14 protein-coding genes are annotated in these 15,960 nt (G+C 71.6%); 5 read left to right on the plus strand and 9 right to left on the minus strand.

Annotated features, from left to right (window positions below; translation table 11 throughout):
• Positions 1 to 63 precede the first annotated feature (63 nt).
• Positions 64 to 924, plus strand: a complete 861-nt coding sequence (locus VMD91_19840; GenBank protein HTW86333.1) for a hypothetical protein — start codon at positions 64 to 66, stop codon at positions 922 to 924.
• 8 nt (positions 925 to 932) lie between these two features.
• Here the strand turns inward: VMD91_19840 and VMD91_19845 are convergent, their stop codons facing one another.
• The 6 genes from VMD91_19845 to acnA are packed head-to-tail and all read right to left on the minus strand — an operon-like array spanning position 933 to position 8,450.
• A complete protein-coding gene (locus tag VMD91_19845; protein ID HTW86334.1) occupies positions 933 to 2,192 on the minus strand; it encodes an RNA polymerase sigma factor in 1,260 nt (419 codons plus the stop codon).
• Between the two features lies 1 nt (position 2,193).
• On the minus strand, positions 2,194 to 2,706 hold the full coding sequence (locus tag VMD91_19850) for an OsmC family protein (protein HTW86335.1): 513 nt from the start codon (positions 2,704 to 2,706) through the stop codon (positions 2,194 to 2,196).
• The gene (locus VMD91_19855; protein ID HTW86336.1) at positions 2,706 to 3,452 is read right to left on the minus strand and encodes an SDR family oxidoreductase; all 747 of its coding nucleotides are present in this window, start codon (positions 3,450 to 3,452) and stop codon (positions 2,706 to 2,708) included. Before VMD91_19855 ends, VMD91_19850 begins: the two co-directional genes overlap by 1 nt.
• Entirely contained in the window at positions 3,452 to 4,708 is a 1,257-nt protein-coding gene (locus VMD91_19860; protein ID HTW86337.1) for a glycosyltransferase family 4 protein, read from the minus strand. Before VMD91_19860 ends, VMD91_19855 begins: the two co-directional genes overlap by 1 nt.
• Positions 4,709 to 4,720: 12 nt before the next feature.
• Complete coding sequence (locus VMD91_19865) at positions 4,721 to 5,701, minus strand: threonine dehydratase (protein ID HTW86338.1); 981 nt, start codon at positions 5,699 to 5,701, stop codon at positions 4,721 to 4,723.
• 4 nt (positions 5,702 to 5,705) lie between these two features.
• Positions 5,706 to 8,450, minus strand: coding sequence for an aconitate hydratase AcnA (gene acnA, locus VMD91_19870; protein ID HTW86339.1), 2,745 nt, complete (start codon positions 8,448 to 8,450; stop codon positions 5,706 to 5,708).
• A gap of 92 nt (positions 8,451 to 8,542) precedes the next feature.
• On the opposite strand from acnA, the gene VMD91_19875 reads away from it, so the two are divergent.
• The 4 genes from VMD91_19875 to VMD91_19890 all read left to right on the plus strand — a co-directional run bounded on the left by VMD91_19875 (position 8,543) and on the right by VMD91_19890 (position 11,181).
• A complete protein-coding gene (locus tag VMD91_19875; GenBank protein ID HTW86340.1) occupies positions 8,543 to 8,884 on the plus strand; it encodes a hypothetical protein in 342 nt (113 codons plus the stop codon).
• Positions 8,884 to 9,441, plus strand: a complete 558-nt coding sequence (locus tag VMD91_19880; protein HTW86341.1) for a hypothetical protein — start codon at positions 8,884 to 8,886, stop codon at positions 9,439 to 9,441. The genes VMD91_19875 and VMD91_19880 overlap by 1 nt, the downstream gene beginning before the upstream one ends.
• A gap of 39 nt (positions 9,442 to 9,480) precedes the next feature.
• On the plus strand, positions 9,481 to 10,389 hold the full coding sequence (gene cdd, locus VMD91_19885) for a cytidine deaminase (protein ID HTW86342.1): 909 nt from the start codon (positions 9,481 to 9,483) through the stop codon (positions 10,387 to 10,389).
• Positions 10,390 to 10,461: 72 nt separating this feature from the next.
• A complete protein-coding gene (locus VMD91_19890) occupies positions 10,462 to 11,181 on the plus strand; it encodes a hypothetical protein (GenBank protein HTW86343.1) in 720 nt (239 codons plus the stop codon).
• On the opposite strand, the gene VMD91_19895 is transcribed toward VMD91_19890, so the two are convergent.
• Genes VMD91_19895 through VMD91_19905 form a run of 3 tightly spaced genes read right to left on the minus strand, consistent with a single transcriptional unit; the run spans position 11,178 to position 15,847 of the window.
• Positions 11,178 to 14,024, minus strand: coding sequence for a BTAD domain-containing putative transcriptional regulator (locus VMD91_19895; GenBank protein HTW86344.1), 2,847 nt, complete (start codon positions 14,022 to 14,024; stop codon positions 11,178 to 11,180). The genes VMD91_19890 and VMD91_19895 overlap by 4 nt on opposite strands.
• Positions 14,025 to 14,042: 18 nt before the next feature.
• A complete protein-coding gene (locus tag VMD91_19900) occupies positions 14,043 to 15,233 on the minus strand; it encodes an HRDC domain-containing protein (GenBank protein ID HTW86345.1) in 1,191 nt (396 codons plus the stop codon).
• Positions 15,230 to 15,847, minus strand: coding sequence for a VTT domain-containing protein (locus VMD91_19905; protein HTW86346.1), 618 nt, complete (start codon positions 15,845 to 15,847; stop codon positions 15,230 to 15,232). The genes VMD91_19900 and VMD91_19905 overlap by 4 nt, the downstream gene beginning before the upstream one ends.
• Positions 15,848 to 15,960 lie beyond the last annotated feature (113 nt).

Here is a 15,960-nt window from a genome sequence, read left to right on the forward strand (position 1 = left end):
GCGCCCCCGGCGGCGCGCGGCGACGACAGGCGCGATCGGCCGCCGCCGCCAAGACCCGCCGGCGTGAAAGGCGCGCGCGGAACGCTGGCGGTCTTTTGCTTGTTCGCGACGATAACGCCGACGCTCGGTGCCACCGCGTTCGCGCAGCCCAGCTCCGATCTGTGTCCCGTCTTCGTCGGGCGCGTCGATGCGCTCGACGATGCCGGCACGCGCTACGCCTTCGGGCTGCTGACCTACGGCGGCTCGGGCAGCGCGTCGGGGACGCTCGCCGTCTATGCCGCGGACAAGCGCTACAGCGTGCCGTTCACCGACGCGTTCGTCGACGATCCGACGGAGTCGACCTCACGCCCGCGGCCGCTGGTCGTGCGCTTCGCGCGGCCGGTAACGGTCAGCGGCGCCGTCGTCGCATCGCTCGGCGCACCGGCGGCGCCTTGTCCGACTCCGTATCTGCCGTGGACCGCCAACGGTCGGGTCGCGCAATTCGTCGGGCACCAACGGCTCTTCTACGACGCCGAGAGCGATCGTCACCAGGAATCCGACGCCGCCGTGATCGACGAACGGCAGCTCTGGAACGGCTTCGACGCCGCGGCCGCGAACGTCGCGCCGGTCGACGCGGGCGACGGCGTGCCCGCCGCGCGTTGCACACAAGACGATCGCGGCGCGAGCGTAACGCACGTCGAACGCGCGCTGATCCCCGCCATCGTCCCGGCCGGTCCGTTCGCCTACCGGAGCGCCGTCCTGGTCACGCTCGACGCGACGGGAGCGGTCGTCGCCGCCGCGACGGTGGTCTCCGCGAGGGAGGACGTGCCGCTCGACGCGGCCGCACTCACCGTGGCCGAGCACTCGTCCTATCGGCCGGCACGCTTTCGCTGCGCGCCGGCGGCAGGCAGCTACGTGTTCGTGCTCAGCTACTACCGCGACTGAGCGACACGCTACGCTCGCGCACAGCGAGCGGCGCGGGTGAGCAGCAGCTCGCGGTCGCGGGCGTTGTGCGCCAGCGCGGCCGCGCGCTCGAACTCGGCGCGCGCCTCGGCGAAGCGCTCGAGCTTCTCGAGCAGGTCGCCGCGCACGCTCGGCAAGAGATGGTAGGCGCTCAGCGCGGGCTCGGCGAGGAGCGCGTCCACCTGCTCGAGGCCGCTTTGGGGGCCGAACGCCATGCCGACGGCGACGGCACGGTTCAGCTTGACGACCGCGGTGGGATACAGCTCGGCGAGCGCGTCGTAGAGCGCGGCGATGCGCGCCCAGTCGGTCTCCTCCGCCCTGCGCGCTCGCGCGTGGCAGGCGGCGATCGCCGCTTGCAGCGCGTACGGCCCGAGCGGCCCCAACCGCTCAGCACGTTCGAGCGCGCCCAGGCCGCGCCGAATCAGCAGCTGGTCCCAACGTGACCGATCCTGCTCGAGCAGCAGGACGTGCTCGCCGGATGGTCCGACGCGCGCTCGCGCGCGCGACGACTGCAGCTCCATCAGCGCGACCAGCCCGTGCACCTCACCCTCCTCGGGCGCGAGCTGGGCGAGAACGCGCCCCAGCCGCAACGCCTCCTGCGAGAGCGCGGGCCGAAGAATGTCCTCGCCGCTCGAGGCCGAGTAGCCCTCGTTGAAGATGAGGTAGATGACTTCGAGGACCGAGGTCAGGCGTTGCATCCGCTGCGCCGCGTCGGGCACCTCGAACGGCACGCGCGCCTCCGCCAGCGTGCGCTTCGCGCGAACGATTCGCTGCGCGATCGTCGGCTCCGATGAGAGGAACGCTCGCGCGATCTCCGTCGTCGAGAGACCGCCGAGCAAGCGCAGCGTCAAGGCGACGCGTGCTTCGACCGAGAGCACCGGGTGACACGCGACGAACATCAGGCGCAGCAGGTCGTCGGGGATGTAGTCCTCGTCGAGCGTGGCGAAGACGGACTCCTCCGATTCCTGGTCCTGCAGCTCGTGGCCGAGCAGCCGGTACTTGTCCTCAGCCGTCTGCGCTCGCCGGAAGTAGTCGATCGCGCGACGCTTCGCAACCGACATCAGCCACGCTCCCGGATTGCGCGGAATTCCGTCGCTCGACCATTGGGAGAGCGCCGAGACGAACGCGTCCTGCGCGAATTCCTCGGCCAGACCGACGTCGCGAACGACGCGGGTGAGCGCGGCCACGAGTCTGGGGGACTTGATCCCCCAGACGGCTTCGATCGCGCGCACCGACTCCGGCCTCGTCACGTCACGCGTTAGCGGATTCCGGCGAAGTCCTCGGCCTCGAAGATGCCTGGACGATGGTCGGCTCGTGGTCGACCGGGAAGTTGACCGAGTTGGCGATGAAACACTTGGCGTGCGCGTCACGGTGCAGCGCCTGCGCTCTGGCCAGGTCGGACTCGGCGCTGACCACGATGCGCGGGCGGAGCACAATGCGCGTGAAGCGCCCGCCGCCGTCGTCGGTCTCGACCATCTGGCCCTCGGCCTCGTCGACGTAGTCGAGCACGACGACGCCGTTGGTTGCGCACAAGTGCAGGTACCACAGCAGATGGCACGACGACACCGAGGCGACCAGCAGCTCCTCGGGATTGTAGCGCGCGGCGTCACCGCGGAAGAGCGGATCGCTCGAGCCCAGCAGGGCCGGCTTGCCTTCGACGGTGACCGCGAAGGCGCGCTCGTAGGCGCGATAGCTGGCGGTGCCGGCGCCGGTGTTGCCGGTCCAGCGGACGGCGGCGGCGTAGCGGTGCGCGCGCTGCCCCATCAGCGACCGCCGCCGACGTCGATGGTGGCACCCACGCAGTACGAGGACGCCGGCGAGAGCAGCCAGATGACGGCCTCGGCCACCTCGTCGGCCGTCCCCATGCGGTGCATCGGGATCGTCGGCAGCATGCGCGCGGGTCGGTCGGGGTCGCCGGACGCCGCGTGGATCTCGGTGTCGATCATCCCCGGCGAGACGGCGTTGACGCGCACGCCCTCGGCCGCAACCTCGCGCGCGAGGCCGAGCGAGAACACCTCCAGCGCGCCCTTGCTGGCCGCGTAGTGGACGTAGGTGTCGGGCGCGCCGTAGGCGATCGCGCGTGAGGTGATGTTGACGATCGCGCCGCCGCGGCCGCCACGAGCCGTCGACATCCGTCGTACCGCCTCGCGCGCGCACATGACCGCGCCCACGACGTTGATCGCGAAGACGCGCTCGAGCGTGCTGCGCTCGAGATCGACCAGCCGCCCGACGCCGCCGGTGATGCCGGCGTTGTTGACCAATCCGCCGAGCGGCCCGAAGGCGCGTTCGGTCTCGGCGAACGCGTGCTGCATCTCATCCTCGTTCGCGACGTCGGCGCGGACGGCCAGCGCGCGGCCGCCGGCGCCGGTGACCTCGGCCTCGACGGCGCGCGCCGCGTCGGCGTCGGCGGCGTAGGTGAACGCCACGCTCCAGCCCGCCTCGGCCGCACGCCGCACGATCGCCGCGCCGATACCGCGGCTACCGCCGGTGACCAGCAGCGCGCTGGACATCAGCGCGCGACCGCGTCGACGTAGGCGATCTTGCGGTCGAGCGCTTCGATCGCCTGATGCCAGGTATAGCGCGCCGCCGTCTGCGCGCCGTTGGTGCGCAGCTCGGCCGCCAGCGCGTCGTCGCCGAACAGCGCACGCAGATAGGTCGCCAGCTCGCGGCCGTCGGACGTGTCGCAGACGATCGCGTTGACGAACGGCTCGGCGTACTCTTCGCCGGTCGCGCCGCAGACGACGATCCCGCCGGCCGCCATCACTTCGAGACCGACCAACCCGAACGGCTCCTTGCCGCTGTTCGCCAGCACGACGTCGGTAGCGGCGTACATCGCGTACAGCGTCGGCTCGTCGAGGAACGCGCGCACGTGCACGATCGGCGCCTCGACGTACGCCAGCGCCTTGGCCAGCTCGCGCCAATCGCTGCCTTCGTACGCCAGCCGCTCGACGGTCAGCCCGCGCTCGCGCGCGCGCCCGAACACGACGTCGCCGTACGGCTCGCGGCCGCCGCGCACGATCATGCGCGCCGGTATCCCGCCCGCGCGCAGCTCGACGATCGCGTCGACCGCCTGCAGCCAATTCTTGTCGGGGTCGAAACGGCCGACCTTGAAACAGGTCGGCGCCTTGCCGAACGCCTCGCGCAGCGCGGCCGTGCGCTCCGGGTCGGCGCCGTCGAGCAGCGCGGGGTCGAGCCCGTTGGGGATCACCAGCGCCGAGACGTTCCACTGCGCCAGCTCGAACTTCATGTACTTGCTCACGCACGTGACCGCGGCGGCGCGCGCCAGCGTCGGCCAGTGGATGCGATCGAACCCATAGGTGTTGTTCGCGTTCCACATCAGCGTGAGCGCGCCGCGAATGCCGCGCTCGCGCGCCAGCCGGTCGATGGCGATCGCGACGTTGGCGGTCTGCCACTCTTCGCAGATCACCAGCACCCGCTCGCCGCGCGCGGCGGCCGGTGCGACCAGCGTGTCGATGATCCACGGGGGCAGGCTGGTCTCCCAGTCGTGCACCTTGCCGGTCTCGCCGTCGTAGACGTTGCGCGGGTGCTGCGCCGAGATCCACTGCGACCAGCGCCGCAAGGTGACGCCCGGATCGCTCTGTTCGATCGGCTTCGCGTTGGGATCGCCGACGAAGTACAGCTCGACCTCGTGGCCGGCCGCGCCCAGCGCGCGCGCCAGTTGGCTGACGCGGGTGGCCAGGCCACCGATCGACGCGTAGCGATCCGGTCCCTCGAACGAGAGCAGCGCGACCTGACGGGGGATCATGACGGGAACCTCCTACGCGAGAACGGCGGCGAATACCGCCCGGTCGACGTTACCCCCGGAGAGGACCGCCGCGACCCGCTTGCCGCGCAGGCGGTCGCGTTCGGCGGCGACGGCGGCGAGGGCCACGGCGCCCGCCCCTTCCGCCACGTTGTGCGTGTCGCTGAACAGCCAGGCCATCGCCTCGCGGATCGCGTCCTCGGAGACGGTGACGACGCGTGCCGCCCCCGCGCGGATGATCGCGAACGCGTCCGGGTCGCCGACGCGACAGCCGACGCCCTCGGCGAGCGTCGGCACGCCGCCGTCCGTCTCGCGCAGCTCGCCGGCCGCGAAGGAGAGCGCGTAGGCCGGATACGTCTGCGAGCACACGCCGACGATCTCGGTCGGCAGCTCGAGCAGATCGCGCACCGCGATCAGCCCGCTGATCCCCGAGCCCAATCCGATCGGGACGTAGACGACGTCGAACGCGGCGGCGGCGAATAGCTCGCGCGCGTAGGTCGCGACGCCGCACACCAGATCGCGGTGGTACGAGGGCACGAACGCGGTCGCCGGATCGTCGTCGGCGGCCAGCGTGCGCGCGTATCGATACGAGTCCTCGAAGTCGGCGCCGTGCGCCACGATCCGCGCGCCCATCGCGCGCATGGCGGCGGTCTTCTCCGCCGGACAGTCGTTCGGCACGACGATCGTCACCTGGAGTCCCGCGCGGCGGCCGGCCAGCGTCAGCGACTGCCCGTGGTTGCCGGCCGACGCGGCGACGATGTGGCGCACCTGCGGCGCGCGCCGCCGCAGCGCGTCGACGTAGACCAGGCCGCCGCGTATCTTGAACGCGCCCAGCCGGGTGTGGTTCTCGTGCTTGACCCACACGTCGACGCCGAGCCGCTGCGCCAGCAGCGGCCACGCGTACGCCGGCGTCGGCGGCACGATGTCGCGGATCAGCGCGGCGGCGGCGTCGATCTCCCGAAGCGTGAGGTCGAACGCCGCCGCGTGCGCCGCCACGGCGCTAGTTGGCGGCGGCCAGCTGCCGCAGGACGTACTGCAGGATGCCGCCGTTGCGGTAGTAGTCGGCTTCGTCCGGCGTGTCGATGCGCACCAGCGCGTCAAACGTCTTGGCCTTGCCGTCGGCGCCGGTGGCGGTGACCTTCACCGTCATGCCCGGCTCGAGCTTGGCGGCGACGCCCGTGATGTCGAACGTCTCCTCACCGGTGAGGCCGAGCGACTCGCGCGTCTGGCCTTGCGGATACTGCAGCGGCAGAATCCCCATTCCGATCAGATTCGAACGGTGGATGCGCTCGAACGACTCGGCGATGGCGGCCTTGATGCCGAGCAGATACGGGCCCTTCGCCGCCCAGTCGCGCGAGCTGCCCGAGCCGTACTCCTTGCCGGCCAGCACGATCAGCGGCGTGCCGTCGGCGCGGTACTTCTCCGAGGCGTCGAAGATCGACATCTGCTCGCCCGTCGGCAGGTAGCGGGTGACGCCGCCCTCGACGCCCGGCACCAACATGTTGCGCAGCCGAATGTTGGCGAAGGTGCCGCGCACCATCACCTCGTGGTTGCCGCGGCGCGCGCCGTACGAGTTGAAGTCGGCCGGGTCGATGCCCTTGGACTGCAGGTACTTCGCGGCCGGCGAGCTGCGGGCGATGTTGCCGGCCGGCGAGATGTGGTCGGTGGTGACGGAGTCGCCGAGCATCGCCAGCACGCGCGCACCGTTGATGTCCCGCACTGCCGGGGGCGTCTTGGGCATGCCGTCGAAGTACGGCGGACGCTTGACGTACTCGGACTTCTCGTCCCACGCGTAGCGCTCGCCGGCCGGCACCTTCATCCCGGCCCAGCGCGCGTCGCCGGCGAACACGTCGGCGTAGCGCGTGCGGAACATCGCGTCGGTCAGCGAGGTCGAGAGCACGGCCTCGATCTCGGCGCTGGTCGGCCACAGGTCCTTGAGGTAGACGTCCTCGCCGCTCGCGGTGCGGCCGACCGGCTCGGTGGTGAGGTCGACGTCCATCCGGCCGGCGAGCGCGTACGCGACGACCAGCGGCGGCGAGGCGAGATAGTTCGCGCGCACCTGCGGATGGATGCGGCCCTCGAAGTTGCGGTTGCCGCTGAGCACCGCGGCGACGATCATGTCGTGCTCCGCGATCGCGCCGGCGACCTTGTCCGAGAGCGGACCGCTGTTGCCGATGCAGGTCGTGCAGCCGTAGCCGACCAGGTTGAAGCCGAGCTGATCGAGATACGTCGACAGGCCCGACTTGGCGAGATAGTCGGTGACGACTTTCGAGCCCGGCGCGAGCGAGGTCTTCACCCACGGCGCGGGCTTGATGCCCTTCTCGACGGCCTTCTTCGCGACCAGTCCGGCGCCGATCAGCAGCGCCGGGTTGGAGGTGTTGGTGCACGAGGTGATCGCGGCGATCACGACCGCGCCGTCGGAGAGCCGCGTGCGCGGGTGCACGGCGACGGCGGTGCCGCCGCCCTCTTCTTCCCACATCTCGACCGACGCGCTGCCGTTGCCGCGCGCGTTCTGCCACTCTTCTAGCGCCTTGGCGAACTCGGCCTTGACGCTGTGCAGCGGCACGCGGTCCTGCGGACGGCGCGGACCGGCCAGATTCGGTTCGACCTCGGCCAAGTCGAGCGCGAGCGTGTCGGTGAAGCGCGGCTCGGGCGAGTCGTCGGTGCGGAACATGCCCTGCGCCTTGGCGTACGCTTCGACCAGCGCGATCTGCTCGGGCGAACGGCCGGTCAGGCGCAGGTAGTCGAGCGTGAGCGCGTCGATCGGGAAGATCGCGACCGTCGAACCGTACTCCGGCGACATGTTGCCGATGACGGTGCGGTCGGAGACCTGCAGCGAGGAGAGTCCGGCGCCGTAGAACTCGACGAACTTGCCGACGACGCCCTTCTTGCGCAGCATCTGCGTCACTTGCAGCGCGAGGTCGGTCGCGGTGACGCCCTCGCGCAGCTTGCCGGTGACCTTGAAGCCGATGACGTCGGGAATCAGCATCGTGACCGGCTGGCCGAGCATCGCTGCTTCGGCTTCGATGCCGCCCACGCCCCACGCCAGCACGCCCAGCCCGTTGGCCATCGTGGTGTGCGAGTCGGTGCCGACCACGGTGTCCGGGTACGCGAGGGGCGTGCCGTCCGGGTGCGCGGTGCCGCCGCCGCCCGCGCCGAACACGACGCGCGCGAGATACTCGATGTTGACCTGGTGCACGATGCCCGTGTCGGGCGGCACCGCGCGGAACCCGTCGAGCGAGGCCTGGCCCCACTTGAGGAATGCGTACCGCTCGCCGTTGCGGTCGAACTCGAGCTGCGCGTTGCGCTCGAAGGCGTCGGCGTTCGCCCACGCGTCGACCTGGACGGAGTGGTCGATGACCAGCTCGACCGGCTGCAGCGGGTTGATCTTCTTCGGATCGCCGCCCATCGTCGCGATCGCGTCGCGCATCGCCGCCAGGTCGACCACGCACGGCACCCCGGTGAAGTCTTGCAGCAGCACGCGCGCGGGTCGGTAGGCGATCTCTTTGCTGGACGCGGCGCCGGGCTTCCAGCCGGCCAGGGCTTCGACGTCGGCCGCGGTCACCGAGCGCCCGTCCTCGAACCGGAGCAGGTTCTCCAGCAGGATCTTGAGCGAGTACGGCAGCGTCGCGAGGTCGTGCCCGCGCTCGGCCAGGGCGGCCAAGCGGTAGTAGGTGTACTCCTTGCTCCCAACCCGGAGCGTGTCGCGGGCGGAGAAGCTGTTCGGCTGCTGCTGCGTGTTCACGGTGCCGGGTTTCGGCGCCGCGACGGGTTGGTGCTCCCGGAAATCGTTCCGCCTCCGTTGACAATCGTTTCCTAAACCGAAACAATTTGCGCGTGCGCGACGACCTCCGTCCAGCCCTGTTCGGCTCGGCCCTGCGGGACCGGATGCTCACTCGCCTCGCCCTCTCGCAGAACGGGCTGCACGTCCGCGAGCTGGCTCGCCAGATCGACGCCAGCGCGACCGCCGTGCACCGCGCGGTCATCGCCTTCGAGCACAGCGGCGTCGTCGTCTCGCGGCTGGTCGGCAACTCGCGGGTCGTGCTGTTGAACCGGCGCTGGTACGGCGCGGTCGAGCTGCGCGCGCTGCTCGAGCGGCTGGCCGCGGCCTACCCCGAGATCCGCGAGCGCGCGGCGCACTACCGCGAGCGGCCGCGCCGCATCGGCAAGCCGCTCTGATGCTGACCGGCGGCGCGAGCCTGATCGACGTCGAATTCGCCGCGTGCACGGCGCTGGCGCAAGCCGGCGAGACCGCGGTGCTGTGCGGCGGCAGCGCGGCCGCGTTCTACGTCCCCGAGCAGTACCAGTCGCTCGACGTCGACTTCATCCTGCACGTCGGCAAGGCGCGCCACACGCTCGATCGCGCGCTGGGAACGCTCGGCTACGCGCGCGTTGCCGAAGGCTTCTACGAACATCCGGCGTTGCCGTACGCGCTCGAGTTTCCGATCGGGCCGCTGGCGATCGGACGCGAGGAAGTCACCGGGTGGCGCACCGAGCGGCGCGCGCACGAGCTGCTGCACGTCCTCACGCCGACCGACGTCGTACGCGATCGGTTCCTCCACTATTGGGCGTGGAAGGACGAGACGGCGTTCAACGCCGCGGTCGCGGTCGCGAAGGCGAAGCCGCGTGAGGTCGACCTCGACGCGGTTCGCGCCTGGTGCGCCCGCGAGATGGAAGCGGACCGGAGCTACGACCCCGAGGACGTCGACCGGCTCTTTCGCGCGCTGGGCCAGTAGCCGGCAGCACGCCGGACGCGGGCGGCGAATGCGCCGCTCGTGCCCCACAACGGACTCACGCGCGGGGAGCTGATGGCCGGACTCGCCGCCGTCCCCGCCGGATTCGCCCCCGCCCCCGGCCTCTCCGCGCTGCTGGCGCAACTGGCGCCGGAGAACGGGCGCATCGCGCCCGAGCGGGTGCGCGCGAGCGGCATCCCGGTGCGCGAGCTGATGCTGCGGCTCCACCCGTGGGCGCGCGGTTTCGCGCACCCGCCGATCTCGCATTTCTTCGTCGGCGCGATCGTCGAAGGCGCCTCGGGCGCGCTCTACGCCGGGATGAACCTCGAGTTCCCCGGGCAGACGCTCGCGTTCACCGTCCACGGCGAGGGCGCGGCGACGACCAACGCGTGGCTGCACGACGAGACCGGCATCGTCTCGCTGGCGGTCGGCGGCGTTCCGTGCGGATACTGCCGCCAATTTCTCGCCGAGTTCGTCGCACCCGAGAAGCTGACGATCTGGCTCCCGCAGGGCGGATCGATCACCCTCGCCGAGGCGCTGCCGCACGCGTTTCTTCCCACCGTGCTCGGGGTGCGCGTCGATCCGTTTCACAGCCGGCGAACGCTGCGGCTGGCGGCGCCGAACGACGACCCGCTGCTGCGGGCCGCACTCGGCGCCGCCGCCCGCTCGCACGCGCCCTACAGCGGCAGCTACGCCGGGGTGGCGCTGCGGTTGACCGACGGCGTCGTCGTCACCGGACGCCACGCCGAGAACGTCGCCTACAACCCCGGGATGCCGCCGCTGCAGGCGGCCCTGGTCGCACTGCGCCTTCGCGGCCGGACGGAGCGCGAGATCGTCGGCGCCGCGCTCGTCGAGACGGCGGGTCACGCCAGCCAACGCGATGCGACCCGCGCCGTGCTGGCGACCCTGACCGGTGTCCCGCTCGCCTACGCGCGCGCGCTCGCGGCCTGACCCGCGGCCCCGCCGTGCCGGCGGCCTTCCCCTTAGGGCAACCGCCCGCTTTCGCCGATAACAGAAACTGGTATGCTGAGCAGCTTCTGGCGCGGCGTGCGCCGCTTTTTCGGTTTCGACCAAGTCCCGGTGGCCAAGGCGAAGGCCAAGGGGACCGCCGTGCCGTCCGACGCCGAGCTCGAGGCTGCCGCGGCCAGTTTGGCTCCCGAGTGGTGGATCCCCAAGGACCGCAAGGCCAAGGAGGCCGTCCAGCTCGAGGCACGGCGCAAAGCCTTGATCGAGAAGCTCGAGGAGGGGAAAGCGCGTCAAGCCGCGGCCGGCGTGAACGTGGATACGCCGGCCACCACGACGCGCAGCATCAACGTCGCGGCGATGACCGAGGTCCACGCCGCCGCGGAGCCCGCCGACGCCGAGCCCGTCGCCGCTCGCGACGATGAGATGATGGACGTCGACCTCGATCAGTTCACCAGCATCGACGAGGTCGCGGCGATGCTCGAGGAGCGCCGCCGCGCGCGCACCGAGGAAGAGCGCCGCATCGAATCGGTCGAGATCCCGCAAGCGCTGATGATGACCGACGAGGAGTACGCGCTCGCGCGGGACTGGATGCTCGACCACCGCACGATGCACCCGTTGCCCCGCACCGAGATCTACGGGCAGTATTGGGTGCACTTCGCGCGCACCTCGATCGGCGACACGGCCAGCATCGGCTGCGTCACCTGCGGGCGCAGCAAGATCCTCACCGACCACTCGCAGCTCGGCGAGCCGGCCGCGCAGGAAGGCTCGGCCGGCTAACTCGGCGCGCCGCGCACCGACCGCATGACCAGCTCGTGCGGATCGCTGGCGGCACCGTCCGCGCACAGCGCGTCGAGCCGTTCCGGCAGCTCGGCGCGCAGCTCGACCTCGAGCCGTTCGAGCATCAGCGCCTCGGTGTGATCGAGCGTATAGTCGCCCTCGCGGTAGAGCCGGCGCGCGCAGCCGTACAGCCGCGCCGACGCCTCGTGATCGCCTTGCTGCGCGGCCAGCGCGGCGAAGATCGCGACGAACACCGCCGACTCCATCGGGAGCGCGCACTCGCGCGCGATCTCGTAACCTTCGAACGCGTGGGCGCGCGCCTGCGCGATCTCCGTTCCGGCCGCCAGGTCGTACATCGCCGCGTTGGCCAGCAGCAGCGCGGCGAAGCGCCGCTCGCCGAGGCGACGCATCGCCTCGAGCGCTTCGGCCGCCAGCGCCCGCGCCCGCGGCAGATCGTCCATCATGACCGCCCCTTCGGCCAGGTTCGCGAGCATGAACGCGACGCCGCGCTCGTCGCCGATCGCGCGGTAGCGTTCGATGGCGTCGGTATAGAGCGCGACCGCGCCGGCGTAGTCGCCGCCGCGCTGCAGCGTGTCGCCGCGGTAGTGGACGATGCTGGCCAGCGTGTAGGCGTCGCCGACCGGACCGGCCAACGCGTCGGCGCGTTCGAGCACGGCCGCGTTCTCGACGCGCCGCTCGGCGAAGTACTGCGCGCTCTGCGCGAAGGCCACGTAGGCGCGCGCCTGCGAGCCCGGATCGGGCAGATCGGCGACCGCCTCGACCGCGCGCTCCGCGGCCTCGAGCTTGACCGGACCGTCCGGGAAGAGCCACGCCGCCGCCAGCCAGCAGCGCGCGCGCAGTGCCGGCGGCGCGTCGTGCGGCAACAGCTCGAGCGCGCGCTCGATCCAGCGCGCGCCTTCCGGCGTGCGCGAGGCGTCCCACCAGATGACGTCCATGTCGGCGGCCAGCTCGATCCCGCGCAGCCGTGCGGCTTGCGTCTCGAACGCCCAGCTCAGCGCCGCGCGAACGCTGTCGAGCTCGGCCTGATACGCCGGCCGCCACGTCGCCCGCGCTTCGACCTGGAACGCGCGCTGGCCGGCGCGCGCGATGGCGCGCGCGCGCTCGAGCAGCCGTTCGCGCACGGCGCTCTCCGCGCCGAACTCCGCCAGTCGCTCGAGCGCGTAGGCACCGATCGTCTCGAGCAGCCGGAAACCGTCGTTCTCGGCGCGCACCAGCGACTTCGCGACCAAGGCGTCGAGGGGCGCCGTCCCGTCGCACACCGCGTTGGCGGTGGCGCGGGTGAAGTGACCGGGCAGCACGCCGAGCGCCAGGAACGCCGGCCGTTCGTCGTCGGTCAGACGATCGAAGCTCCAATCGAGCGCGGCGCGCAGCGTCTGCGCGCGCGGCGGAGCGGTCCGCCAGCCACCGCGCAGCAACCCGAAGCGGTCGTCGATGCCGGCCGCGATCTCCTCGAGCCGCAGCGTGTGGGCTTGCGCGGCCGCCAGCTCGATGGCCAGCGGCAAGTTGTCCAGGCGGCCGCAGATGCGCGCGATCGTCTCGGCGTCGCGCTCGGCCGGCGTCTCGAGCGGTCCGGCGGCCCGCGCGCGATCGGCGAACAGCGTGGCGGCGTCCGACGCCTCGAGCGGATCGAGCCGGAAGACGTGCTCGCCCTCGATGCGCAGCGGTTCGCGGCTCGTCGCCAGCACGCGCAGCCGCGCGACCGCGATCGCGAATCCCGCCAACAAGCCGGCGGTCGCATCGAGCGCCGACTCGCAGTTGTCGACGATCAGTAGCGTGTCGCGCCTCCGCAGCGCGGCGGCCACCGCGTCGAACAGATCCAGGCCGTGCTCTTCGCGCACGCCGACGGCGTTGGCGATCGCCGCGAGGACGTGGGTCGCGTTGGTCGCCGTCGAGAGGTCGACGAACGCCGCGCCGCCGGCGAAGTGGCCGGCGCCGGCGCGTGCGACCTCCTGCGCCAAGCGCGTCTTGCCGACGCCGCCCGGTCCGGTCACGGTGACGATCGGCTCGGCGTCGAGGAGCGCGGTCACCGCGTTGCGTTCTTCGAGCCGGCCGATGAAGCTGGTCAGCCGCGCCGGGACCTCGGCGCGGTCGCGCGCCGGCGCCGAGCCGACCGCGAGCTCGTAGGCCTGCTGGGTCTCGGGCATCGGCGCGACGCCCAGCTCGTCCTCGAGCCGGCGCACGAAGCTGCGGTAGGCGCCGGCGGCGCCCGCGCGGTCGCCCTGCGCCACCCGCGCGCGCACGACCGCGCGGATCGCGCCTTCGTTCCACGGATCGATCGCCAACAGGCGATTCGCGAGCGTCAGCAGCGCGTCGAAGTTCCGCTGCGAGTCCGCGTCGGCGAGCCGTTCGTCGACCGCGCGCACGATCCGGTCGCGCAAACCGTCGCGATACGGGATCAACCACTCGGCGTCGACGCGCGGCAAGAGATGGTCGCGGTAGAGCGCGATCGCGTCGGCCTGCGTCGCCGGCGAGACCAACGCGGCGTCGATCGCGGCGACATCGATCCAGGTCGGCGTGGCGGGGTTCCAGCCGATGCTGCGCTTGTCGCCGACGAACCACGGCACGCCGGCCGGCAACAGGCGCGTCGTCAGATAGTAGAGGTGGCGCCGCAGGTCGGCGCGCGCTTCGTCGGCCGGCGAGTCGGGCCAGACCGCGAACGCCACCCGCTCGCGCGCGACCGGCGTGGCGCGGTTGAGCAAGACGAACGCCAACACCTCGAGCGCGCGCGGCGGCGCGCCGAAGCGCAGCGGCTGCCCGCCGTAGCGGAACTCCGGCTCACCGAGAAGATGGATTTCGAGTGAGTTCGGAACCCCGGATGACATGCGCGGCCTCTGGGAACCTCAGGTCGTCGCGGACTCGATCGCTTCGAAGGCCGTGCGCGGATCGCTCTCGCGATAGCCGCGCACGCGGAGCACCGCCTCGCCGGCGAGCAGCGACCACAGCGGCGCGACGACCAGCTCGCGCCGCCAGGGCGTGAGGTCGACCGCGTCGCCGAGCGCGGCGGGCGTCTGCGGCGCCTCGCGCGCGATGCGCTCGAGCGCCGCGCGCGGCAACAGCAGCGTCGTCGGCAGCTCGGCCTCGGCGGCCAGCGCGCTGACCAGCACCGCCATCGTCGCGACCAGCGCCTCACGCTGCGGACCGAGCGGTTTGGGCGCGCGCGGCGGCAGCTGATCTTCGGGAATCGCTTCGCCCTTCGCGACGGCCTCGACGATCCGCTCGCCCAGGTTGCGCCGCATCCCGGCGTCGACCCGCCGCAGCTGCGCGAGCTCGTCGACGCCACGCGGGCGCAGCTGGACCAGCCCGATCATCACGTCGTCGGGCAGCACGTACTTGAGCGGGATGTTGCGCTCGCGCGCGTAGCGATCGCGCAGCAGCGCCAGCTCGTTGAGGATGCCCAGCTCGCGCCGGTTCAGGCGCGCGTTGCCGGAGACGCGCAGATACAGCCGCCGCGGATCGGCGCGATAGGTCGCCAGGCGAACCAGCGCCGGCATCTCCTCGTCGGCCCACGCTTCGCGGCCGCGCTGGCGCAAGCGCTCGCGCAGGCCGTCCTCGAGATCGAACAGATAACGCACGTCGTCCACCAGGTACTCGACCTGCTTGGGCGTGAACGGACGCGTGCTCCAGTCGCTGACGGTCTGCGACTTGCGCAGCGTGACCCCGCACAGCTCGCGCACCAGGTCGAGCAGCGAGATCGATAGGCCGTAGCCGGCGAACGCGGCGGCGACCTGCGTATCGTACGCGGCGCGCGGCAGCACCTCGTACGCGTCGGCCAGGATGCGCAGGTCCGACGAGAGCGCGTGGCCCACCACGCGCGCTCGGCTGAGCGCCTCGATCAGCGGCCGCAGGTCGCGCAGCGCCAGCGGATCGACGATCGCGACGCCGTCGTCGAAGAGCAGCTGCACGACCATCAGGTGCGGCGTGTACGTCTTCTCGGTGTGGAACTCGGTGTCCAGACCCACGCGCGGCGCCTGCACGACGCGCGCGCAGGTCCGCGCCAACGCGTCGGGCGTGTCGACCACCTCGACGTTCACGGCACCGGGCTCGGAAGGATCGTCACCGGCGGCCGGTGGCGGTGCGGGAAGTGGATGTGATGCCTCTCGATCTGATTGCGCACGGGTGTGACGACGTGCTGCTGGATCGTGTCCGAGAGCCAATTCCCGCCGACTGCGAGGACCGTACAAACGGGAACGGCGATCGCACACATGGTGTAGACCTGCCGGAAGATCGGCACGCGCAGCGCGGCGGCGGTTTGCGTCGCCAGCGTGCCGCCCAGACCGGGGATGATGCGCACACAGATCAAGAACATCGGCGAGCCGATCTGGAAGTGGCGCGCCCACGGCGGCAGCGTCTCGACGCGGCGCCGCACGTCGAAGGCCGCCGACGTGCGCAGGGCGACCCAGTAGCCGATCATCGCCGCCAGCACGAGCCCGATCGCATTGACGACCGAACCCCAGACCGGCCCGAACAGCACGCCGTTCATGATCGCCAGCGCATCGGTCACCGAGAACGGCGCCGACGCGACGATCGCGAACACCAGGATCGCGATCGGCATCGCCCACGGTCCGAACGTGTACAGGATGTGCTCGACGAGCGGGCGGTGCGAAACGACGAGGGCGGCGAGCGCGAACGATGCGACCAGAATCACCACCGCTTCCAAGCGACGCAACACTCGGGCTGAACGGGAGGTCACCGCGTGCTCTCTTTGCGGGAACCGGCCGTTCGCCTTTGCGCTCTCCACCGCCGTCCACCGCAGTTGCA

The organism is Candidatus Sulfotelmatobacter sp. (assembly GCA_035504415.1).
In the GTDB taxonomy this organism is placed as follows: domain Bacteria; phylum Vulcanimicrobiota; class Vulcanimicrobiia; order Vulcanimicrobiales; family Vulcanimicrobiaceae; genus Vulcanimicrobium.

Coding starts and splice junctions, on each gene's coding strand:
- VMD91_19850 (HTW86335.1), bottom strand. CDS start 2,706: ATGGGGCAGCGCGCGCACCGCTACGCCGCCGCCGTCCGCTGGACCGGC.
- VMD91_19860 (HTW86337.1), bottom strand. CDS start 4,708: ATGATCCCCCGTCAGGTCGCGCTGCTCTCGTTCGAGGGACCGGATCGC.
- VMD91_19855 (HTW86336.1), bottom strand. CDS start 3,452: ATGTCCAGCGCGCTGCTGGTCACCGGCGGTAGCCGCGGTATCGGCGCG.
- VMD91_19880 (HTW86341.1), top strand. CDS start 8,884: ATGCTGACCGGCGGCGCGAGCCTGATCGACGTCGAATTCGCCGCGTGC.
- VMD91_19890 (HTW86343.1), top strand. CDS start 10,462: ATGCTGAGCAGCTTCTGGCGCGGCGTGCGCCGCTTTTTCGGTTTCGAC.
- VMD91_19895 (HTW86344.1), bottom strand. CDS start 14,024: ATGTCATCCGGGGTTCCGAACTCACTCGAAATCCATCTTCTCGGTGAG.